Here is a 22,353-nt window from a genome sequence, read left to right on the forward strand (position 1 = left end):
CCTCCACCACTGTCGGCAAGTCGGTACGCGGCATCCGTTCCCGGCCGGGCAAGATGCCGCGCGCGCAGCGAGAGAGCCCGTTCGCCCGGGTCAGCGCCATGGTCGTCATGGGCGTGTTCACGCTCTACTTTCTGGTTCCGATCTGGTGGCTGCTGGTCGCGGCCTCGAAGAACCGCTCGCAGTTCAACAGCACGAACCCGCTCTGGTTCGCCGACTTCTCCCTGTTCGAGAACATGGCAAACCTGGTGGCCTACCGTGACGGCGTCTACCTCAAGTGGATGCTCAACAGCGCGCTGTACGCCGGTGGCGGCGCCCTCGTTGGTACGCTCATCGCCGGTATGTGCGGGTACGCCCTGGCCAAGTACAATTTTCCGGGCCGTGAACTGATCTTCAACGTCGTGCTCGGCGGGGTTCTCGTGCCCGCGACGGCGCTGGCGTTGCCGCTGTTCCTGATCTTCAGCCAGATCAGCCTGACGAACACGTTCTGGTCGGTGTTCCTGCCCAGCCTGGTCAGCCCGTTCGGGGTCTACCTCGCCCGCATCTACGCTTCGGCCAGCGTGCCCGACGAACTGATCGAGGCCGCCCGCCTCGACGGCGCCGGCGAATTGCGTACCTTTTTCACCGTCTCGGTGCGGATGATGGTGCCCGCCTTGGTCACGGTCTTCCTCTTCCAGTTCGTCGCCATCTGGAACAACTTCTTCCTGCCGCTGATCATGCTGCGCGACGAAACCCTGTTCCCGGTCACGCTCGGCCTCTATGCCTGGAACTCGCAGGTCAATCAGATCCCTGTGCTGCGCGACTACGTGCTGATCGGCGCGCTGCTGTCGATCATCCCGCTGATCATCATCTTCCTGCTGCTCCAGCGCTTTTGGCGTAACGGCCTGAGCGCCGGTTCCGTGAAATAACCACCCCAGCCGCACCACCCCGGCCGGATATTCCAGTCGGCTCATTCCCTCCACCAAGAGAAAAGAAGGACAATGCGTATCACGAAGAGAGCAGCCACCGTCGCTTTGCTCACCGCAGCCACGGTCGTGCTGGCCGGCTGCGCGTCAGGCTCGACCACACAGGACGGCGGCGACGCCGCAGCCTGTGCACCCTCGGACGGCAAGGTCGACCTGACCTTTACGACCTGGATACCTGGGATCGAGGAAGTCGTCAAGATCTGGAACGATGAAAACCCCGACATTCAGGTGAAGGTGCAGACCGGCCCGAACGGAAACGGTGGCACCTACCAGAACTTTTTCAACCAGCTCAAGGCCGGCAACGCGCCCGACCTCGGCCAGATCGAATACGACGCCCTCCCCAACTTCCGCGTGCAGGACGGCCTGACAAACCTCGCTTCCTGCGCGGGTGTACTCGCCGCCCAGGACGACTTCGTGGACTGGACCTGGGGTCAAGTCAACTTCGGCGAAGAGGACGCCGTCTATGCGGTGCCGCAGGATGCCGGCCCCATGGCGATGTTCTACCGCGCCGATCTCTTCGCGGCCAACAACATTGCGATCCCCACCACGTGGGAAGAGTTCGCCGTTGCAGCGGAGGCCGTGCGCGCCACCGGCGGGTACATCACCAACTTCTCGCAGAGCGACATCAACCAGTTTGCCGGATTCGTCTGGCAGGCCGGCGGAACCTGGTTCGAGAACGACGGTGACAACTGGACCATCGACCTGACCAGCCCGGAGTCCGTCAAGGTTGCCAACTACTGGCAGGACCTGATCGACCGCGATCTCGTTTCGACCAACCCGCCGTGGACCGATGAGTGGAATAACGCCTACAACACCGGATCCGACTGGACCTGGAACTCGGCGGCCTGGGGGGCGAACTCCATCGCCAGCGGTGCTCCAGACACCGCCGGCAACTGGTCCGTCGCACTCTCCCCGCAATGGGCCGATGGCGAGAGCGCCGCTGGCAACTGGGGTGGCTCGTCCACCGCGGTGTTCAAAGGCTCCGAGCACCCCTACGAGGCTGCACAGTTCGCGCTCTGGCTGAACACCTCTGATGAGGCGCTCACGATGCTGAACAAATCGGCCAACCTGTACCCGGCCGCCAAGAGTGGCCTGGAACTGCCGGTTTTGAAGGAAGGCGTCGAATTCTATGGCGGCCAGGCGATCTACGATGTGTTCGCCGAGGCGTCCGCTCAGGTATCGCCCGACTTCATCTGGGGCCCGACCATGACGCAGGTCTATAACGACACCTCCGACGGTTTCAAGGGTGCAGTCACCGGCAACGGCACGCTGGTGAGTGCTCTCACGAGCGCCCAGCAGAGCACGATCGACGCCCTCCAGGCACAGTCGATCCCGGTCAACAAGTAGCATCAGCTCCACTGTGTCGATTCCCTACCTCCGTGCCGCGGGCACCAGCCTGGTGCTGGATGCCCGCGGCACGGGCGTACCCGTCATCGTGCACTGGGGTGCCGACCTTGGCGATTTGACCGACGCCATGCTGATCACGTTGGCCGACGCATCCGTGCCGTCGATCGCGCCAAGCTCGATTGACGTACCCCTGCGGCTCACCCTGTTGCCCACCCTCGCGCAGGGGTGGAGCGGGCGACCGGGAATCAGCGGTTTCCGGCCAGGCCGGGGCGGCTCGGCCATTGATCTGCGCCTGGTGGGCGTTCGGTCGGGCGAGCGCCCCACGGGGCGCTTCGCGTTGCCAGGAACCCAGACCCTGACGCTTCTGCTGGCGGATGCCGCGGCCCAGATTTCTGTGCGCACCGACCTTGAAATCTCGGTTCAGGGGGTGCTTCGGCTGCGTCATACCGTGACCAACACGAGTAGCATCGCCGGCGCTGGAGCCTTCGAACTGGGTTCGCTCGACGTCATACTGCCGGTACCCGGTCGGGCCGGGGAACTGCTTGACTTCACCGGGCTGTGGACTCACGAGCGTCGGCCGCAGCGCAGCACGCTCGGCCACGGCGTGTGGAGCCGCGAGTCTCGACACGGCCGCCCCGGGCATGACGACTCTTATCTCATGGTGGCCGGTACGCCCGGATTCGGTTTTCGTTCGGGTGAAGTGTGGTGCACTCACCTTGCCTGGAGCGGTGACAAGCGCGCCTGGGCTGAGAACAGCCCCCTGGGCTTTTCGGTGCTCGGAAGCGGTGAACTGCTGGCTCCCGGCGAGCTGGGTGTGGCCGCCGGTGCAAGCTACAGCACCCCGTGGACCGTGGCCGTGTACTCGGATGCCGGGCTCGACGGGCTGTCGGCGCGCCTGCATCCGTGGATCCGCTCGTGGTCGACCATTCGGACGCCGCGCCCGGTCGTGCTGAACACTTGGGAGGCCGTGTATTTCGAGCATGACCTGCCTACCCTGGCGCGCCTTGCGGATGCCGGGGCGCAGACCGGCGTGGAACGTTTCGTCCTCGATGACGGCTGGTTCACGGGCCGCAGGGATGATCGCCGTGCCCTCGGCGACTGGTTCGTCGACCCCGTGACGTGGCCCAGTGGCCTGCATCCTCTGATCGAACACGTGCACGCGGCCGGCCTGGATTTCGGCCTCTGGGTCGAACCAGAGATGGTGAGTCTCGACTCAGAGGTGGCCCGTGCGCACCCGGAGTGGGTGCTCGGCGGCGTCCCGGAACCCTCGGCCACCGAAGCACCGGCGCTGACCTGGCGGTTCCAGCGTGTGCTCGATCTGAGCCACCCGGAAGCTTTTGCCTGGGTATTCGCCCGCCTCACCGCTTTGCTCACGGAGTACCCGATCGCGTACCTGAAGTGGGACCACAATCGCGACCTGCTGGCTGGCTCCGCCCACCGGCAGACGGCGGCGTTATACAGTCTGATCGATGCGGTGCGCGCGGCACACCCGCGCATCGAGATCGAGTCCTGCGCGTCGGGGGGAGCCCGGATCGACCTGGGAATCCTCGAGCGCGTCGACCGGGTCTGGACCAGCGATACCAACGACCCGCTCGAGCGACAGCAGATCCAACGATATACGGGCGTGCTCGTGCCGCCGGAATACCTCGGCGGGCATCTCGGCGCGGCCACGGCGCACACCACCGGACGCACCTCTGAGCTCAGTTTTCGGCTGGCGACGGCGCTGTTCGGTGCGGCCGGCATTGAGTGGAATCTCGTCGGTGCGAGCGCCGAGGAGCTCGGGCAGATTACCGAGTGGATCACGCACTACAAACGGCTACGCCCTTTGCTGCACTCCGGTGTTGTCGTGCGGGCCGACCCGAGCGACCCCGCTCTTGTGCTGCACGGCGTCGTCTCGCGCGACCAGGATTCGGCCCTCTTCGCCCAAGTGGCCCTCGCAGCCCCGCGTGACGCCGTTCCGGAGCGGATGCGATTTCCCGGCCTCGCGCCCGAGCGGTGCTATCGAGTGACGCCCCTGCTACTCGGCGGCTCTCCGCGCACAATCCAGGACACACCGCCAGCGTGGCATGCCGCGTTGGGAGGCCTGACTGCAGCTTCCACCACCGTCGCCGATGCTCCGAGTGGCGGTGGTTCGGTGACGCTGATCGGGGCGGTGCTCGCTCTCGTGGGGCTACCCGCGCCGCTGCTTGCCCCGGAGCAGGCCGCGCTCTTCGCGGTCGACGCGGTCGACTGAGCGATTTTAACCCCTGGGAGCTACGCGGCTTGGAGCTCGCGTACCTGCCGCAGCCAGCCGTCGAACAGGTCGCTGTCGAAGTCGTCGACGCTTTTCAGCTTGAACTCGCTCATCTCCGCCGAACCGCTTGCGTTGAGCTTGCCCGAGTCATCGGTGATGGCCTGGCCGCGCCAGAACAACACGGTCACAAAGGTCGGGTAGGCCTTGAATCCGGCTACCGGCACGTTGTCGTCGAGCCAGACCGGATGTCCGTGCCACAGTTCCGTTGCGGTTTCCGGTAGTCCCAGATCGAACGTGGTCCGCAGCAGGTCAACAACGCTGGCGAGCGGCTCGGCGGGAACGGCAACGTACTCGTCAATATTCGACGGCTTGACCGATGGCTTGATCGTGATAATGGGGGCGGGTGTGGATGTCAGGTGGATAGCCTCTTTCGATGGGATAGATCACGCCCGACACGCTGCCGGGCAGTTGGATCCGTATCTCCACACTCTCACGTCAACCCCCCGGCGAGGCTGGGTAGACACTCAGGAACGGCTCGTCAGTAGACGAAAAAACGCCGCCCACCAACCGAAAGGTCGATGGGCGGCGCGCCGGGCGTCTGCGTTAGGCGGCGGGAGTTGCTGCAGTGCCCACAATGTCGACGACGAACACGAGGGTATCTGTTCCGCTGATACCAGCCTGATCGTTGCCCGCTTCGCCATAGCCTTCGGCCGGTGGCAAGACCGCCAGCACCTGGGATCCGACGGTCTGGCCGACGAGCGCGGCGCCGAAGCCTGGAACGACCCGGTTGGTGGCAAAGGTTGCCGGTCCGACCGTGGTCCACGAGGAGTCGAAGGTTTTGCCGCTGGCCCAGATCACACCGGTGTATTCGACCGATACGGTGTCGCCATCGGCGACCACGGCTCCGTCACCCAGCTTCAAGGGTGCGATCTTCAGTTCGGTCGGCGCTTCTGCGTCGGGGATGGTGATGGTTGGGGCGCCATCCTTGGCGAGTGTGACGGTGGGAAGACCGTCGACGGCGGGCTGGTCGACACCGTCGGCACGGTCGGCGAGGTTGGTAACCGAGATGACGTCGATGACGAAGACAACCGAGTCACCCGCTGCGATTCCGATCTCGGATGCGCCCGTGGTGCCGAAGGCGTCTTCGGTCGTACTGACCGTCACGATGCGGTCGCCTTCAACGGCACAGTTGACGGCCCGCACGAGTCCCGGCAGGAAGGTATCACCGACGGTGATGGTTTCACTGGACCCGTCGGTCGGGTACTTCGTTTCCTGCACCACGGCGCCGGTGGTTCCGTTGTACACCGAGAGTGAGGCAGCTACCAAGGAACCGCCGCCCGCCTCGGTGGTGCCGGTTCCCTTGATCGCCACCGTGCGCTGGGTGGACGAGGGGTCAAGCGGCTCCGCGAAGTCTACGGTGGGAATGCCGCCGAAGTCGCCGGTCACATCGACGGTGTCCGAGATCTTGCCCGGGGAGGTGCATTCGGCAAAGGCAGCATCGGCCGCGGGAGCGGCATCCGTTGGCTGGGGAGTATCGCTGCTTCCGCAAGCGGTCAGCGCGAGAGTCAGGCCAACGATGGCGAGCAGGGCGGGAATCTTCGACACGGGGCCTCTTTCGAGAACGTAGCTGCAGACAGGCAGGCACGGATCGGGTGAATGTCTGGGTGGCGCGAACGCCCAAATCCCTACTCTGCCACGCTTCGCCTCAGAACGGGCTGAGTGGATGCCTCGGCGTGGCGACCGGGCAGGCGAGAGTCAGTCGTCGAGACCGCGGGCGATCAGGGCCTCACCCAGGGCATCCGCTGCGTAGAGCGAGCGCACCACCACCGGAACGGCGATCGATAGGAGCGAGCCCCGCGTACCGCGCGCCGTGCGGGCCTCGAGCACCTCGCGCACGATGTCGCTCACCAACGGAATGCAGCGAATGGTGAGCGCGACGAGCAACCCCACCCGGTCGGCGTCGATGAACCGGCGGAACGGTCGCAGCAGGGCCTGGAACGCTTCGAGCACGGCGGTGACCGTCGTGGTCATCGTGAACAGGGCGGCGAGGGCCACGGCCACGAGCAGACGGCCTGCCATCACGGCGGCGACCATCCAGCCGGAAAGCAATCCCTGGATTGGTACCGCGACCAGCAGGATCAGCAGAATCGGAGCGATCTGGGCTATGGCCGCTCGCACCGGGACCTGCGCCATCACAAACAAGAGCACGACGCCGGCCGCCGCGCCGCCGACGACCCACGGATTGGGCGAGATTCCGATCAGAACGACGCAGAGTGAGAGCAGAAACAGCTTGAGCAGGGTGGGCGCCCGGTGAATGAGCGAGGTGCCGGGGCTGTACAGGCCGATCATGTGCCGCTGCTCACTGCAGCAGGGCGCGGTACGCCGCCAGGGACTGCTCGGGCGCGCCGTCAGCGACGACCGTACCGTCTTCGATCACGATCACGCGGTCGAATTCTTCGACCAGGTGCAGGTGGTGGGTGACGACGATGACCTGCTGGGGAAGCGTATGCAGTAGCTCTCCGATGCGCCGGGCATTTCGGGCATCGAGCAGCGTCGTCGGTTCGTCGGCAACGACCGTGGCCGGACGTGCCACCAAAACGGCGGCGAGGGCGAGCAGTTGCTTCTGCCCGCCGGAGAGGCGGTGCGCTGGTTGCTCGGCCTGCTCGCTCAAACCGAACTGTTCCAGGGCGGCCGCCGTGCGCTCGGCAATCTCGGCGGGGGAGAGACCGCGTCGACGCAGGGTGAACGCCACGTCTTCCTGCACGGTGGGCATCACGATCTGGTTGTCGGGATTCGTGAAAATGAACCCCACCTTGCGGCGCACGTCGCGAGCATGGCGGGCCACGTCGAGCCCGTCCACCGTCACGGTGCCGCTCGTTGGAGTGACGAGCCCATTGATCATGCGCACGAGCGTGGATTTACCCGAGCCGTTCGCGCCGACGATGCCGATGCGGTGCTCGGTCAGGCTGAGATTCACGTTGCGCAGCACCCTGCGCTCACCGAATGACTGCCCGACCTGGTCGAAGCGTATGACGCTCACGCTACCGTCCGGCGACCCTTCGCGATGAGGCCAGGGTAGGCCTTGTGCACCTGGCGGGCGACCAGCACGGTCACAATGACCTTGATCAGGTCTCCGGGTATGAACGCGAGGTTCAGGCCGATCGTGGTCACGAGCGGCAGGCCGAGGTTGAGGGCCATGACGGGAATACCAACCAGGTAGACGGCGACGATACCGCCGAGAATCGTGGCGCCGAGAGCGGGCCAAAACGGGTATTTCGGCAGCAGGCGGGCGGTGAGGTATCCGGTGACGAAGGCACCGAGCAGCCAGCCGTACAGGTAGCCAGCGGCCGGACTGACTGTGAAGACGCCGATGCCGCCGCGAGCGCCGGCGAGCAGGGGGAGACCCACCGCTGTCAGAACGAGAAACAGCAGCACGGCGAGGGTTCCCTTGCGCGGGCCGAGAATCGCCCCGGCGAGCATCACGCCGAGGGTCTGCATGGTGATCGGCACCGGCCCGATGTTGAGGGGTCCCGGCAGGCCGAGCGCCGCGATGAGGGCGGCGAAGATAGCGATCTGGGCAAGATCACGGGCGGGCATAATGCGCCTTGTCGGGGCGCTCGAACGTGCAGTGTCGGTCATGGTTTTAAATCTAGAATTCGGCGCCGACCCGCCGCTGAAGAATATCTACAACAAAACACCGCGAACTGTAGAGGTCGTGATCGGGATCAAGAGCCAGCAGCCTCAATCGCATCCGCTGCCCGCACCAGGGCCAGATGTGAGAGCGCTTGCGGGGTGTTGCCCATCTGGTGCCCGCTGGTCACGTCGTACTCCTCGGAGAGCAGCCCGACATCGTTCACGAAGCCGAGCAGTCGATTCATGAGCGCATTGGCGTCATCACATCTTCCCGACTTGGCGTATTGCTCGACCAGCCAGAAGGAACAGGCCAGAAACGGATGCTCACCCGGCGGCAATCCGTCCACCGCGGCGTGGGTGCGGTAGCGCAGCAGCAGCCCATCTCGCATGAGGTCTGCCTCGATCGCAGCCACAGTGCCGAGCATGCGTGGATCGGTGGGCGCACAAAAGCCGACCTGTGGGAGTACGAGGAGCGAGGCATCCACTTCGGTGCTGCCGCAGTACTGCACATAGCTATTTCGATTCGCGTCAAAAGCGCGAGTCTCGATGTCGGTGCGCACCTCGTCGCGCAGGGTCCTCCAACGGTCGAGCGGACCGTCGAGGCCGCACTCTTCGATGCCGCGCACGGCGCGGTCAAAGGCGGCCCAGACCATCACCCGGGAGTGGGTGAATTCGCGGGCTTGGCCGCGTACTTCCCAGATGCCCTGGTCGGCGCGGCGCCAGTTCTTCTCGAGAAAGCTCATGAGGGCGCGCTGCAGCGGCCAGGAGAACTCGTTCTCGCGCACGCCCGCGGCGCGGGCTGCATGCAGGGCCACCATGACCTCGCCGATCACGTCGGATTGGAACTGGTCGACCGCGCTGTTGCCCACGCGCGCGGGGGAGGAGCCCTGGTAGCCGGGCAGGGCGGTCAGTTCGTGTTCGGGCAGGTAGCGCTCGCCGGAGAGCCCGTACATGATCTGCACGTCGCCCGGGTCGCCGGCAATGGCGCGAAGCAGCCAGGCCCGCCAGCCGCCGGCCTCCACCTCGTAGCCGTGGCTGAGTAAAACCTCGAGCGTGAGCGAGGCATCGCGGAGCCAGACATAGCGATAGTCCCAGTTGCGGGTGCCCCCGATCTGCTCGGGCAGCGAGGTAGTCGCGGCCGCCACAATGCCGCCGGTTCGCTCATGCGTCAGCGCCCGCAGCACGAGCAAGGAACGAACCACCTGGGCGCGTAAGGGGCCCTCGTGGCTGCAACTCGACGCCCATTTCTGCCACCAGGCGCAGGTCGCGGCGTGGACGGCATCGATGTCGATGGCGGGTGGAGTATCGCGGTGCGAGGGATACCAGGTCAGATGGGCGTCGACCGTGTCGCCAGCGGTGACGTCGAAATGGGACACGTGGCGGTGGTCTGAGGCGCGCAGGGCAGGGCCGCGCACTACAATGGCGTCGGGCCCGGCGATCGCCACGAGGCCGTGCACCGACTCGCCCTTGAGCTGGCGCACCCACGGGATCGTCGTGGCATAGCCAAAGCGGATGCGCAGATCCTGGGTCATGTGCACCGTGCCGCTGATGCCGCGCACCCGGCGCACCAGATCGGCCCGGCCGTTGCCGTGCGGCATGAAGTCGAGTACCTCGACCTGGCCTGTTTTCGTGGTCCACACGGTCGACAGCACGAAGGTGTCACCCTGATAGCTGCGGGTGGCGGTGGCTCCCTTGTCGGCCGGTGCCAGCAGCCAACGGCCGTGGTTCTCGTCGCCGAGTAGGGCTCCGAACATCGAAGCGGAATCATAGCGTGGCAGGCATAGCCAGTCGATGCTGCCGTCCCGACCTACGAGGGCCGCCGAATGGCAATCGCTGATGAGCGCGTAGTCCTCGATATTGAGTGCCATCAGGCCATCCTGTCAGCAACAGGGTGAGAATTCGCCGACGATCGGGCATCGTCGATTGTTGCTGATGCGGTTAGACGACGAGGCGGGCCGATGCGAGCGTTGCGGAGGCCTTGTCAATCCAGGCAGCGGAAGCCGCAGCCAGGTCGTCGTCGTTCGGTTCAACCGACGTGGCCTCGGCGAGCAGGGCGTCCACCGAGGCAGTGTCGGCGAAGGCAGTGTCGGCGAAGGCAGTGTCGGCGAAGGCAGTGTTGACCGAGGCCGCGTTGGCCAGGGCAGCGTTGATTGGTTCAGCGTTGATTGGTGCAGCGCCCCGTGCTGGGGCCTCGCTCGCGGCTGGTTCGCTCCAGGTCGTGATTGGCGCGGGAAACCAGGTCAGAGCGGTCGGCTCACCGCTGCTCTCGCCGCGCAGAGCGGCTTGTTGGGTGGTGATCGCGTCGGTCAGCTCGGTCGCGATCTCTCTGGCTTTCAACCCGTGAAAAATGACCTCGGTGTCGTCCGCGCTGCGGGCCACCAGCGTCCAGGCGCCGTGCTCACCGACCAACGCCGTGAGCTTGTCGTGCAGCAGTTCGAAAATCTGTTCGTCGCGCAGCACCGGGGTGGAGGCGACGCTCAGCGCCGCACTTGCGGCCAAACGTCGGCGTCGACGACCAAACATGACAAGCCCCTTTCCGGTACGCGTATGCAGCTCAACTCAGCTGCTTTATATTTTGGGTGGAAAGTCGTCGATTCACCGGGGGACACGCCGCCGAACACCCCGATTGGGAGCTGAATTCAGCTCTCGACCTGACGTTTATTCGCGTCTTCGATGACCGTGCCGATGGCGACGGCGGCGCTCAGACCCCAACCGAGCCACAGCATCACGAGACGCCAGTCCCGTGGGCCGTGCCGCGTAGCCTGGACGGTGTTCCAACCACCGGCGATAACGCCGATCATTGCACTGCTGAACAAGAATTTTCGCATGTGTTCCTCCGGCATCAGGTTACCCGGGAATAGGCGTGGTCCGACTGGTAACCTTAGGGCTGCAACAGAGGTGTGCACTTCGGGTGTGCCCGGAACGGATGATCCATCACAACTTCAGCCGAGCTCACACGGTCCCTGGTCGACCCGCCCCCCGTAGCGCCGGCGCCTGCCCCCGCCGGCACGTACACTTTCGTCGTCGTCTCCAACCGACTACCGGTAGATTACGAAGAGGCCGAGGATGGCGCCATCACCTGGCGCACGTCGCCCGGCGGGCTGGTCACCGCGCTTGAACCGCTGATGCGTTCCTCGCATGGGGCCTGGGTCGGCTGGCCGGGTGTCGCCGCCCGCGATTTCGAACCGTTCGAAAATGACGGGATCTCGCTCGTGCCGGTGCGGCTCGATGAAGCCGACATCGAAGATTACTACGAGGGCTTTTCCAACGACACGCTCTGGCCGCTGTACCACGACGTTATCGCTCCGCCGAGCTTTCACCGCGAAACGTGGGAAGCGTACATTACCGTCAACCGCCGATTCGCAGCGGCGGCTGCTGCAGTCGCTGCCCCGGGTGCAACGGTCTGGGTGCACGACTACCAGCTGCAGCTTGTGCCGCGCATGCTGCGCGAAGCCCGCCCTGACCTCGTCATCGGTTTCTTCAATCACATTCCCTTTCCGCCATATGGAATCTATGCGCAGCTGCCCTGGCGCAAACAGATTCTGCACGGGCTGCTCGGCGCTGACGTGATCGGCTTCCAGCGCAGTGCCGACGCCGGTAACTTCTCCCAAGCGGTACGTCGTCTTTACGGCTACCCCACCCGCGGCGTCGTCATCGACGTGCCGACCAGCGAGACCGGCCAGAATGGGGACTCCCGCCGCGTCATCGCCAAACACTTTCCCATCTCGATCGACTCGGCCGGCTACGAAGAACTAGCCCGGCGCCCCGACATTCAAGCCAGGGCTCGCCAAATTCGCGAAGACCTCGGCAACCCCAAAACACTGATGCTCGGCGTCGACCGGCTCGACTACACCAAGGGCATCGGCCACCGCATCAAGGCCTTTGGTGAGCTGCTCGCCGACGGCCGGTTGAGCGTTGAAGACGTCACCCTGGTGCAGGTTGCCAGCCCCTCACGTGAACGTGTCAGTACCTATATGGCCTTGCGCGACGAGATCGAGCTCGCTGTCGGCCGGCTCAACGGCGATTTCTCCACTATCAGTCACATCGCTATCAGCTACCACCACCACAGTTACCCGCGCGAAGAGATGGTCGCGATGTACCTCGCCGCCGATGTCATGCTCGTCACCGCCTTGCGCGACGGTATGAACCTGGTCGCCAAAGAGTATGTGGCCGCGCGTTTCGACGTTGACGGAGTGCTTGTGTTGAGCGAGTTCGCCGGCGCCGCCGATGAACTCAAACAGGCGATTCTCATCAATCCGCACGACATTGACGGTACCAAGGATGCCATCGTGCGGGCGATCGAGATGCCCAAACGGGAGCGTACGCGCCGCATGCGGTCGTTGCGACGCAAAGTCGCCGAGAACGATGTCGCCGTCTGGTCGGCTTCCTTCTTAAGAGCGCTCACCGGCGGCGCCGCCGTGCCCGCCGGAATCCCCGACGACCTCGACCTGGCACTGCAGAGCATTGCCGGCGCCGAGAACCTGCTCATCGCCCTCGACTTCGACGGCACCCTGGCGCCCCACGTCGACCATCCCGAAGACGCCCGTGCCATCGCCGGCAACCGGGAAGCCGTGCAGGCCCTGCTCGACCTGCCGGGCGTGCGAGTCGCCCTCGTCTCCGGACGAGCCCTGGTGAGCCTGCAACACGTTGCCCAGCCACAGAGTTCGGTGCTGCTCACTGGCTCGCACGGCATCGAGGTACAGCTGGACACCCCCGAGATTGAGCTCAACCTGCTTTCCACCGAGCTCGAGCAACTCGATACCCTCGCCCGGGTGCTCGAGAGCATCTCCGGCGGGATCGCCGGCACCACAATCGAGCGCAAGCCCGCTGGCATGGCCCTGCACACTCGCCTCGCAACCGAGGAAGACGGCGAGAGAGCCGAACGTCAGGCCCGCGAGCAATTGGGCGATCAGCTGCCCGGGCTGACCGTTCGAGAAGGTAAGAACGTGCTGGAATTCTCGGTTCGGTCGAGCACCAAGGGCGACGCCCTGAAGAAGCTGCGCGACTACACCGGTGCCGACCGTGTGTTCTACGCCGGTGATGACGTGACCGACGAGGATGCCTTCGGGGCTTTGCGTGACGACGACCTTGGGCTCAAAATCGGGCAGGGTGCCACCCTCGCGAATTACCGGGTGCGCAGCCCGCACGAGGTTACCCAGGTGCTGGTGCGTATCGCGGAGCTTCGGGCTGCCCAGGCGGGTTAACCCGGCTCGGCAAGGTTCTAGACTCGGAAGTATGTCTGAGATCGATGTGAAACCCCGTAGCCGCGACGTCACCGATGGGATCGAGGCCACCACATCTCGTGGAATGCTCCGTGCAGTCGGTATGGGCGATGCGGACTGGGACAAGCCCCAGATCGGTATCGCGAGCTCGTGGAACGAGATCACACCGTGCAACCTGTCGCTCGACCGCCTGGCGCAGGCGGCAAAGGAGGGCGTGCACTCCGGCGGCGGCTACCCGCTGCAGTTCGGTACCATCTCGGTCTCCGACGGCATATCGATGGGCCACGAAGGCATGCACTTCTCCCTCGTCTCCCGGGAAGTCATCGCTGACTCGGTCGAGGTCGTCATGCAGGCCGAACGTCTCGATGGCAGCGTGCTGCTCGCCGGCTGCGACAAGTCGCTGCCGGGCATGCTCATGGCCGCCGCTCGACTCGACCTCGCGAGCGTGTTCCTCTACGCCGGATCGATTGCGCCGGGCTGGGTCAAACTCTCCGATGGCACCGAAAAAGACATCACCATCATCGACTCGTTTGAAGCGGTCGGCGCGGTGAAAGCGGGACGCATGAGCGAAGCGGATGCCAAGCGCATCGAGTGTGCGTTTGCTCCCGGCGAGGGTGCCTGCGGCGGCATGTACACCGCGAACACCATGGCCAGCGTCGCGGAAGCCCTCGGGATGAGCCTGCCCGGCTCGGCGAGCCCGGCATCCGCTGATCGTCGCCGCGACTATTTCGCCCGCCGCTCGGGCGAAGCCGTCGTCAACATGCTGCGCCTCGGCATCACCGCCCGCGACATTCTCACCCGCAAGGCGTTTGAGAACGCCATCGCCGTGGCCATGGCCTTCGGTGGCTCGACCAACGTCGTGCTGCACCTGCTCGCCATCGCCCGCGAGGCCGAGGTCGAACTCACCCTCGACGACTTCAACCGCATCGGCGACCAGGTTCCGCACATTGGCGACCTCAAGCCTTTCGGCAAGTACGTCATGAACGATGTCGACCGTCAGGGCGGCGTTCCCGTCGTCATGCGGGCGCTACTCGAAGCCGGCCTCATTCACGGCGACGCGCTCACCGTGACCGGCAAGACCGTGGCCGAGAACCTCGCCGAGATCGACCCGCCCGACCTCGACGGGGAGGTGTTGCGAACGCTCGACAACCCCATTCACAAAAGCGGTGGCATCACCATCCTCAAGGGTACCTTTGCGCCAGAGGGTGCCGTCGTGAAGACCGCTGGATTCGACGCCGCCGTCTTCGAGGGACCGGCACGGGTCTTCGAGCGAGAACGTGCGGCCATGGATGCCCTGACCGAAGGCAAGATCTACAAGGGTGACGTTGTCATCATCCGCTATGAAGGCCCCAAGGGCGGGCCGGGAATGCGCGAGATGCTCTCGATCACCGCCGCCATCAAGGGCGCAGGGCTCGGCTCCGATGTACTACTATTAACGGACGGTCGATTCTCAGGCGGCACAACCGGACTGTGCATCGGCCACATAGCACCCGAAGCGGTGGACGCAGGTCCAATCGCCTTCGTGCGCGATGGGGATCTGATACGGGTCGATATCGCAGCTCGCACGCTTGACCTACTGGTCGCACCTGCTGAGTTGGCCGCCCGCCGAGAAGGCTGGGCGCCGCTTCCCCCGCGTTATACCCGTGGCGTCCTCGCCAAGTACGCCAAGCTCGTGCACTCAGCCGCCGAAGGCGCCATCACTGGGTGATCTCGCGCACGGGTAAGCCCAAACCCATCGATTCGAAGTAGGGACTCAACGACCATGACCACGGAAACCACTCCCGTGCCTTCAGCTCCGGCGTCTGCGGAGCCGGAGATGCTCACCGGCTCGGGTGCAATCATTCGCACTCTCGAGCTGCTCGGCGTCACCGACGTCTTCGGCATCCCCGGCGGCGCCGTCATTCCGCTCTACGACGAGCTCATGACGCAAACCAAGATTCGCCACATTCTGGTACGCCACGAACAGGGAGCCGGCCACGCGGCCGAGGGCTACGCCTCCGCGACCGGACGCGTCGGCGTCGCTATTGCCACCAGCGGCCCGGGTGCCACCAACCTCGTCACCGCCATAGCGGACGCCTACATGGACTCGGTTCCGTTGCTCGCGATCACCGGCCAGGTGTTCTCCACCTCGATGGGAACGGACGCCTTCCAGGAAGCGGACATCATCGGTATCACCATGCCGATCACGAAGCATTCCTTTCTCGCTCGCCGCGCCGAAGAGATCCCGGCCGCGATCGCGTCGGCGTACCACATCGCTTCCACCGGCCGGCCCGGCCCGGTGCTCGTGGACATCACCAAGGACGCGCAGCAGAACCTGGCGCCGTTCATCTGGCCGCCCAAGCTCGACCTGCCCGGCTACCGTCCGATCGTCAAGGCCCATGGCAAGCAGGTGCAGGCCGCGGCCCAGCTGCTGCTGGCCGCGAAGAAGCCCGTGCTGTATGTGGGCGGCGGTGTTATTCGCGCCCACGCATCCGCTGAACTGCTCGCCCTGGCCGAGGCGACCGGTGCGCCGGTCGTGACCACGCTGATGGCTCGTGGCGCCTTTCCCGACTCGCACCCGCAGCACCTCGGCATGCCGGGCATGCACGGCACGGTTTCGGCCGTGCTCGCGCTGCAGGAGAGCGACCTCATCATCTCACTCGGAGCTCGCTTCGACGACCGGGTGACCGGAAAGATCAGCGAATTCGCGCCCAACGCGAAGATCGTGCACGTCGACGTCGACCCGGCCGAGATCTCCAAGATTCGCTTCGCCGACGTACCCATCGTCGGTGACGCCAAGGACGTCATTGCCGACCTGATCATCGCGTGGACGGAAGTCGCCCAGGCTGGCGCGTCCGACACAGCCGAGTGGTGGACCTACCTGCACGGACTGAAGGAGGAGTTTCCGCTCGGTTTCACCGAGCCGACCGATGGGCTGCTGGCTCCGCAGTATGTGATCCAGCGCATCGGTGAACTCACCGGACCCGAAGCGGTCTACGCGGCCGGCGTCGGCCAGCACCAGATGTGGGCGGCCCAGTTCATCAAGTACGAACGCCCCAACTCGTGGCTCAACTCCGGCGGCGCCGGCACCATGGGCTACTCCGTTCCGGCCGCCATGGGTGCCAAGGTCGCCGAACCCGACCGGGTCGTCTGGTCGATCGACGGCGACGGCTGCTTCCAGATGACCAATCAGGAACTCGCCACCTGCACGATCAACAAGATCCCGATCAAGGTCGCGATCATCAACAACTCCTCGCTCGGCATGGTGCGCCAGTGGCAGTCGCTGTTCTACGACGGACGCCACTCGTTCACAGACCTCAACACCGGTCACGGTACCGCCATGGTTCCCGACTTCGTCAAGATGGCGGACGCCTATGGCGCGCTCGGAATTCGGGTAACCAGCAAGGACCAGGTGGATGACGCCATCAAACTGGCCCTCGCCACCAACGACCGCCCGGTCGTGATCGACTTCATCGTGAGCCCCGGCGCCATGGTCTGGCCGATGGTTCCGCAGGGAGTCAGCAACAGTTTCGTTCAATACGCCAAAGACCACGCACCAACCTGGGGAGACGAATAACCGTGACGAGCCACGTTCTGAGTTTGCTCGTCGAGGATAAGCCCGGCCTGCTCACGCGCGTCGCCGGCCTGTTCGCGCGTCGCGGGTTCAACATTGAGAGCCTCGCCGTGGGCCACAGCGAGATCCCCGGCCTGTCCCGCATCACGATCCTGGTCGATGTCGACGACGTGCCGCTCGAGCAGGTGACCAAACAGCTCAACAAGCTCATCAACGTCATCAAGATCGTCGAGCTCGACGTGTCGCAGTCGGTGCAGCGCGAACACCTGCTGATCAAGGTCAAGGTCGACAGCACGACTCGATCGCAGGTGCTCGAAGCGGTCAACCTGTTCCGTGCCCGCGTCGTCGACGTGGCCACCGACGCCGTCGTGATCGAGGTCACCGGCGACAACGGCAAGACCCAGGCGCTGCTGCGGGTGCTCGAACCGTTCGGCATTCGGGAACTTGCGCAGTCGGGTCTGCTGGCCATCGGGCGCGGATCGAAGTCGATCACCGAGCGCGTCTTCAGAAACTAACGTTTTCAGTTTTCCAACCATCAATTCACGAGGAGAGAAACATATTGTCTGAGATTTTCTACGACAAAGACGCCGACCTGACGATCATCCAGGGCAAGAAGGTGGCCGTCATCGGCTACGGCTCGCAGGGTCACGCCCATGCGCAGAACCTGCGCGACTCCGGAGTTGAGGTCCAGATCGGCCTGAAAGCTGGCTCCAAGAGCACGGCCAAGGCCGAAGAAGCCGGCTTCACCGTGCTGTCCACAGCGGATGCCGCGGCCTGGGCCGACGTCATCGTCATCCTCGCTCCCGACCAGGTGCAGCGTCACCTGTATAAGGACGACGTGCTGCCGAACCTCGCCGCCGGCAAGGTCCTCGTCTTCGGACACGGCTTCAACATCCGCTTCGGCTACATCACCGCTCCGGACGGCGTCGACGTCGTCATGGTCGCTCCCAAGGGACCCGGCCACACCGTGCGCCGCGAATTCGAAGCCGGCCGTGGCGTTCCCGTGATCGTCGCCGTTGAGAAGGACGCCTCGGGTAACGCGTGGCCGATCACCCTCAGCTACGCCAAGGCGATCGGTGGCCTGCGCGCCGCCGGCATCAAGACCACCTTCACCGAAGAGACCGAAACCGACCTGTTCGGTGAGCAGGCCGTGCTCTGCGGTGGTACCTCACAGCTCATCCAGTACGGCTTCGAGGTTCTCACCGAGGCCGGCTACCAGCCGCAGGTTGCCTACTTCGAGGTGCTGCACGAGCTCAAGCTCATCGTCGACCTCATGTGGGAAGGCGGCATCGCGAAGCAGCGTTGGAGCGTCTCCGACACCGCGGAATACGGCGACTACGTCTCGGGTCCGCGCGTCATCGACCCGAGCGTCAAGGAGAACATGAAGGCCGTTCTCGCCGACATCCAGAGCGGCGCGTTCGCCGAGCGTTTCATCGCCGATCAAGACAACGGCGGAGTCGAGTTCCTCGCCCTGCGCAAGAAGGGCGAAGAGCACCCGATCGAGGCCACCGGCCGCAGCCTGCGCAAGCTTTTCGCGTGGAACGCGTCGACCGACGACGACTACGTCGACGGCGAAGCCGCCCGCTAGATCCCCGCTCGCCCCACCCACCCCGCCCGTCCCCTCCGCGAAACTGCAATTGCGGGGCTGCAGAACGCGGTTTAAACCCGACAACTGCAGTTTCGCGGGGGGTGGGGGCGGGGCGTGATTGGAAGGGGGACCGTGGGCCTTCGGCGCGTGAGCGCGTCCGCGGCGATGCTCGGCGTGCTCGGCTATGTCGCCGTCGACGTCGTGCTGCAGCTGTTGCCGCCGCACTACAGCCCGATCAGCGAGGCCGAAAGCAACCTCGCTGTCGGTCCCTTCGGCTGGGTCATGAACGTCAACTTCCTTGGCCGGGCTGTCACCACGCTGTGTGCGATGGTCGCGATCGGGCAGCTGGGCACGGTATCTGCGCTGCACCGAATCGGCCTGCTCCTGCTCGGGGTCGCCGGGCTCTGCTCGGGGGTGCTCGCCTTCTTTCCGACCGATATCCCCGCCGCGGGAGCCGGGCTCGTTGCCGAAACTGCCGCGGGACTCGTGCACCTGGTCTTCGCAACCCTCGGCTTTCTCACGGCCTTCGCCGCGATCGTGCTCCTGACCCGTAGCTTGCACCGAAACGCGCTACTCCCGGAAAGCCTCCGGGCAGCCCTGATTTTCACCGCCATCGCCATGGCGGGGTTGCTGTTTCTGCTGCTCACGGTGACCGTGGCCCCCGGCCTGCTGGGCCTTGCCGAGCGGATATGCCTGCTGGGCATCCTCGGCTGGGTCTTCTTCGTCTGTGCCGGCATGCTCCGGCTGGACGCGCCGGTCCCCGCCCCGAGCCCGCCGTGAACAGTGCGTGAACATCCCGCTCTCGGTCGTGGCGTCAGCTCGCCCGCGCCGCAAGCTGGAGGGATGACAACTCTTTCTCGACGTGAATTGTTCTCCGCCGGCGTCTTCGTGGTCGCCGGTGCCGCCGCCGCGACCGTCGGCGGCGAACCTGCCCAGGCAGCCGCCCCCAAGGGAGCCCTCCCGGGCACGACCTTCGCACACGGCGTGGCCTCGGGAGACCCGCTGCCCGACGGTATCCTGCTCTGGACCCGGGTCACCCCCGTGAAAACCGCCGTGCCCGGCTCCGGCCTCGGCGCAGACGTCTCCGTGACCTGGGAGCTCGCCGAAGACTCCGGCTTTCGGCGGGTGGCCGCGAAGGGCACCGTCGTCACCGGGGCCGCCCGCGACCACACGGTCAAGGCCGCCCCCAGCGGGCTGCGCGCGGGCACGGCCTATTGGTACCGCTTCAGTTCCGGCGGCGTCACCTCGCCTGTCGGGCGTACGAAAACGGCCCCGGCGGCCGGAGAGGCCCTCGACCGGCTGCGCCTCGGGGTGGTGTCCTGCGCGAACCTGCAGGCCGGCTACTTCACCGCCTATCGCCACCTCGCCGACCGCGGTGATCTCGACGTCGTACTGCACCTTGGTGACTACCTCTACGAATACGGTGTCGGCGAGTACCAGGCCCGCGATGTGGTCGTGCGTCCGCACGATCCAACCACAGAAATGACCACCCTCGAGCACTACCGCCGCCGGCACGCCCAATACAAGACCGACGTCGACCTGCAGGCCCTGCACGCGGTCGTGCCCTTTATCGTCACCTGGGACGACCATGAATCCGCCAACGATGCCTGGTCCGGCGGCGCCGAGAACCACACCGAGGGCTCCGAGGGCACGTGGAACGTGCGCAAGTCCGCCTCCAAGCAGGCGTACGCCGAGTGGATGCCGGTGCGGTATAATGCGGGCGGTCAGCTCTACCGTCGCTTCAGCTTCGGCGACCTCGCGAGCCTGTCGATGCTCGACCTGCGCAGCTACCGCAGCCAGCAGGCGTCCACCATCGTCAGCCCGGAGATCTCCAGCCCCGAGCGCACCCTCACCGGGGCCGCGCAGATGAACTGGCTGCTCGACGGCTTGACGCAGGCCAGCACCCAGTGGAAACTCATCGGCAACCCAGTGATGATCGCCCCGGTACGGTTCCCCTCCACCCTCTCCACCGCCGAGATCGGGGGAGTGCAGACCCTGCTCGGGTCCTCGACGATCGACGGCGTGCCCTACAACGTCGACCAGTGGGACGGCTACACCGCCGATCGCAGCCGCGTAATCAGTCATCTGCGCGACAATGCGATCACGGATGCCGTCTTCCTCACCGGCGACATCCACTCCGGTTGGGCCTGCGACGTGCCCGCCGACCCGCTCACCTACCCAAGCACCGGGACATCCGTTGCCGCGGAGCTCGTCTGTACCTCGGTCACGAGCGACAACCTCGACGACATTCTCGGAGTGCCGCCGCGCAGCGGTTCGATCGCCGTCGAAGATGCCTTCAAGGCGGCGAACCCGCACGTGAAATACCTCGACTTCGACTCACACGGCTTCTCGGTGCTCGAGGTGACCCCCGCGGCGGTGCGGATGGACTGGTACGTGCTCTCCGACCGCACCAGCCCCACCTCCACGAGCTCGCGGTCGGTGTCCTACCAAGTCGCCGCCGGCACTCATAAGGTCACGGCCCTCGCATGAACGGCCCCGCCTCGATCGCCGCAGACCGCCGCCAGTTCCTGAAGATCGCCGTCGGCGCCAGCGCCACCGTCGTGCTCTCGGCCGCACCCGGAACGGCGTGGGCCAAGCCCCCGAGCATCGCGGTGCCGCCCGCCGCCCGCACCCGCGTCTACGTGCTCGTGGTCGACGGATGCCGCCCCGACGAGATCACCGCGCAGCTCACCCCCCGGCTGCACGCCCTGCGCAGCCAGGGCGTCAACTTTCCGACGGCCCGGTCGCTTCCGGTCATGGAAACCATCCCCAACCACGTGATGATGATGACCGGCGTGCGGCCCGACCGCTCCGGCGTTCCCGCGAATTCGATCTACGACCGGGCCGAAGCCGTGGTCCGCGACCTCGACCGACCGAGCGACCTGCGCTTTCCGACCCTGCTCGAGCGGCTGCAGGAGAAAAAGCTGACCACCGGCTCGGTGCTGAGCAAGGAGTACCTGTTCGGAATCTTCGGTGAGCGGGCGACCTACCGGTGGGAGCCGGCGCCGCTGGTACCCCTCACTAACCACGCGCCGGACCGGTTCACCATGGACGCGCTCATCGCCATGGTCACGACCTCCGACCCTGACCTGATCTTCGCCAATTTCGGTGACATTGACCGGGTCGGGCACTCCGACGAGACCGGTACCTCGATCAAAGCTGCTCGCACCGCAGCGCTCGCCTCGAGCGACTTCCAGATCGGCCGTTTCGTCGACCACCTCGTCTCGGCCGGACTCTGGGAGACCAGCGTGCTCGTGGTGCTGGCCGACCACTCGATGGACTGGTCGATCCCCTCCAACGTCATCTCGGTGGACCTGATCCTCCGTGACCACCCGGCGCTGCGCGAGCAGATCGTCATCGGCCAAAACGGCGGCGCCGACCTGCTCTACTGGGTGGGCAGCGTCGCCGGTCGCACCGCCGGACTCGCCGAGATACGCGCGCTCGTGACCGCCCATGAGGGCGTGCTCTCGGTGTTCGAACCGGCCGCACTCCGCCTCGGCGCCGAGGCCGGCGACCTCGTCGCCTTCTGCCGGGCCGGCTGGCGCTTCTCCGACCCGACGATCGCGTCCAATCCGATTCCCGGCAACCACGGGCATCCGACGACCGAACCGATTCCCTTCTTCATTTCCGGCGGCAGCCCGCGCGTTCGCCGGGAAATCACCCTGTCGGACCCCGCCCGAACCGTGGACGTCGCGCCCACGATCGGCGCACTGTTGGGCCTGCCGGCGCCAGCCGGCGGCTACGACGGCACGGCGAGAAGCGCGGCGTTCACCGCGTAGCCCGCGACCTGCCCGATGCCCTCACCTTGATCATCT

At 65.6% G+C, this 22,353-nt stretch carries 19 protein-coding genes; 11 read left to right on the plus strand and 8 right to left on the minus strand.

What is annotated here, in order from left to right:
• Positions 1-53: 53 nt before the first annotated feature.
• The 3 genes from E3T38_RS12125 (at position 54) to E3T38_RS12135 (ending at position 4,542) form a co-directional block, all read left to right on the plus strand.
• Complete coding sequence (locus E3T38_RS12125) at positions 54-905, plus strand: carbohydrate ABC transporter permease (RefSeq protein WP_198417352.1); 852 nt, start codon at positions 54-56, stop codon at positions 903-905.
• 72 nt (positions 906-977) lie between these two features.
• Entirely contained in the window at positions 978-2,309 is a 1,332-nt protein-coding gene (locus E3T38_RS12130) for an ABC transporter substrate-binding protein (protein ID WP_134548414.1), read from the plus strand.
• Positions 2,310-2,322: 13 nt separating this feature from the next.
• The gene (locus E3T38_RS12135) at positions 2,323-4,542 is read left to right on the plus strand and encodes an alpha-galactosidase (RefSeq protein ID WP_134548415.1); all 2,220 of its coding nucleotides are present in this window, start codon (positions 2,323-2,325) and stop codon (positions 4,540-4,542) included.
• Between the two features lie 20 nt (positions 4,543-4,562).
• Here E3T38_RS12135 and E3T38_RS17170 read toward each other — a convergent pair whose 3' ends face one another.
• From E3T38_RS17170 to E3T38_RS12175, 8 genes are all read right to left on the minus strand, one after another.
• Positions 4,563-4,982, minus strand: coding sequence for a DUF1801 domain-containing protein (locus E3T38_RS17170; RefSeq protein WP_134548416.1), 420 nt, complete (start codon positions 4,980-4,982; stop codon positions 4,563-4,565).
• Between the two features lie 163 nt (positions 4,983-5,145).
• Entirely contained in the window at positions 5,146-6,147 is a 1,002-nt protein-coding gene (locus E3T38_RS12145) for an FKBP-type peptidyl-prolyl cis-trans isomerase (RefSeq protein WP_134548417.1), read from the minus strand.
• Positions 6,148-6,297: 150 nt separating this feature from the next.
• Positions 6,298-6,891, minus strand: a complete 594-nt coding sequence (locus tag E3T38_RS12150) for an energy-coupling factor transporter transmembrane protein EcfT (protein WP_134548418.1) — start codon at positions 6,889-6,891, stop codon at positions 6,298-6,300.
• A 10-nt stretch (positions 6,892-6,901) separates the two neighbouring features.
• Complete coding sequence (locus tag E3T38_RS12155; protein ID WP_134548419.1) at positions 6,902-7,582, minus strand: energy-coupling factor ABC transporter ATP-binding protein; 681 nt, start codon at positions 7,580-7,582, stop codon at positions 6,902-6,904.
• Positions 7,579-8,181, minus strand: coding sequence for a biotin transporter BioY (locus E3T38_RS12160; protein WP_134548420.1), 603 nt, complete (start codon positions 8,179-8,181; stop codon positions 7,579-7,581). The genes E3T38_RS12155 and E3T38_RS12160 overlap by 4 nt, the downstream gene beginning before the upstream one ends.
• Before the next feature lie 86 nt (positions 8,182-8,267).
• Positions 8,268-10,043: a glycoside hydrolase family 15 protein gene (locus tag E3T38_RS12165; protein WP_134548421.1), complete on the minus strand. Its 1,776-nt coding sequence runs from the start codon at positions 10,041-10,043 to the stop codon at positions 8,268-8,270.
• A gap of 70 nt (positions 10,044-10,113) precedes the next feature.
• Positions 10,114-10,698: a hypothetical protein gene (locus E3T38_RS12170; protein ID WP_134548422.1), complete on the minus strand. Its 585-nt coding sequence runs from the start codon at positions 10,696-10,698 to the stop codon at positions 10,114-10,116.
• 116 nt (positions 10,699-10,814) lie between these two features.
• Positions 10,815-11,003: a hypothetical protein gene (locus E3T38_RS12175; protein WP_104128266.1), complete on the minus strand. Its 189-nt coding sequence runs from the start codon at positions 11,001-11,003 to the stop codon at positions 10,815-10,817.
• A gap of 105 nt (positions 11,004-11,108) precedes the next feature.
• Here E3T38_RS12175 and E3T38_RS12180 point away from each other — a divergent pair, with 105 nt between their 5' ends.
• From E3T38_RS12180 to E3T38_RS12215, 8 genes are all read left to right on the plus strand, one after another.
• Positions 11,109-13,379 (plus strand): bifunctional alpha,alpha-trehalose-phosphate synthase (UDP-forming)/trehalose-phosphatase, encoded by a 2,271-nt coding sequence (locus E3T38_RS12180; RefSeq protein WP_134548423.1) that lies wholly within the window; start codon positions 11,109-11,111, stop codon positions 13,377-13,379.
• A gap of 31 nt (positions 13,380-13,410) precedes the next feature.
• Positions 13,411-15,105: a dihydroxy-acid dehydratase gene (gene ilvD / locus E3T38_RS12185; protein ID WP_104197633.1), complete on the plus strand. Its 1,695-nt coding sequence runs from the start codon at positions 13,411-13,413 to the stop codon at positions 15,103-15,105.
• Positions 15,106-15,159: 54 nt separating this feature from the next.
• A complete protein-coding gene (locus E3T38_RS12190; protein WP_134548424.1) occupies positions 15,160-16,953 on the plus strand; it encodes an acetolactate synthase large subunit in 1,794 nt (597 codons plus the stop codon).
• Between the two features lie 2 nt (positions 16,954-16,955).
• Positions 16,956-17,465: an acetolactate synthase small subunit gene (gene ilvN / locus E3T38_RS12195; protein WP_174722183.1), complete on the plus strand. Its 510-nt coding sequence runs from the start codon at positions 16,956-16,958 to the stop codon at positions 17,463-17,465.
• Positions 17,466-17,509: 44 nt separating this feature from the next.
• Positions 17,510-18,538, plus strand: a complete 1,029-nt coding sequence (ilvC, locus tag E3T38_RS12200) for a ketol-acid reductoisomerase (protein WP_134548425.1) — start codon at positions 17,510-17,512, stop codon at positions 18,536-18,538.
• A 147-nt stretch (positions 18,539-18,685) separates the two neighbouring features.
• On the plus strand, positions 18,686-19,318 hold the full coding sequence (locus E3T38_RS12205) for a DUF998 domain-containing protein (protein ID WP_166805508.1): 633 nt from the start codon (positions 18,686-18,688) through the stop codon (positions 19,316-19,318).
• A gap of 63 nt (positions 19,319-19,381) precedes the next feature.
• Positions 19,382-21,028 (plus strand): alkaline phosphatase, encoded by a 1,647-nt coding sequence (locus E3T38_RS12210; RefSeq protein ID WP_134548427.1) that lies wholly within the window; start codon positions 19,382-19,384, stop codon positions 21,026-21,028.
• Positions 21,025-22,317 (plus strand): alkaline phosphatase family protein, encoded by a 1,293-nt coding sequence (locus E3T38_RS12215; protein WP_134548428.1) that lies wholly within the window; start codon positions 21,025-21,027, stop codon positions 22,315-22,317. Before E3T38_RS12210 ends, E3T38_RS12215 begins: the two co-directional genes overlap by 4 nt.
• The last annotated feature ends 36 nt before the right edge of the window (positions 22,318-22,353 follow it).

It is taken from the genome of Cryobacterium sp. Hb1, assembly GCF_004403585.1.
Taxonomy (GTDB): Bacteria; Actinomycetota; Actinomycetes; order Actinomycetales; family Microbacteriaceae; genus Cryobacterium; species Cryobacterium lyxosi.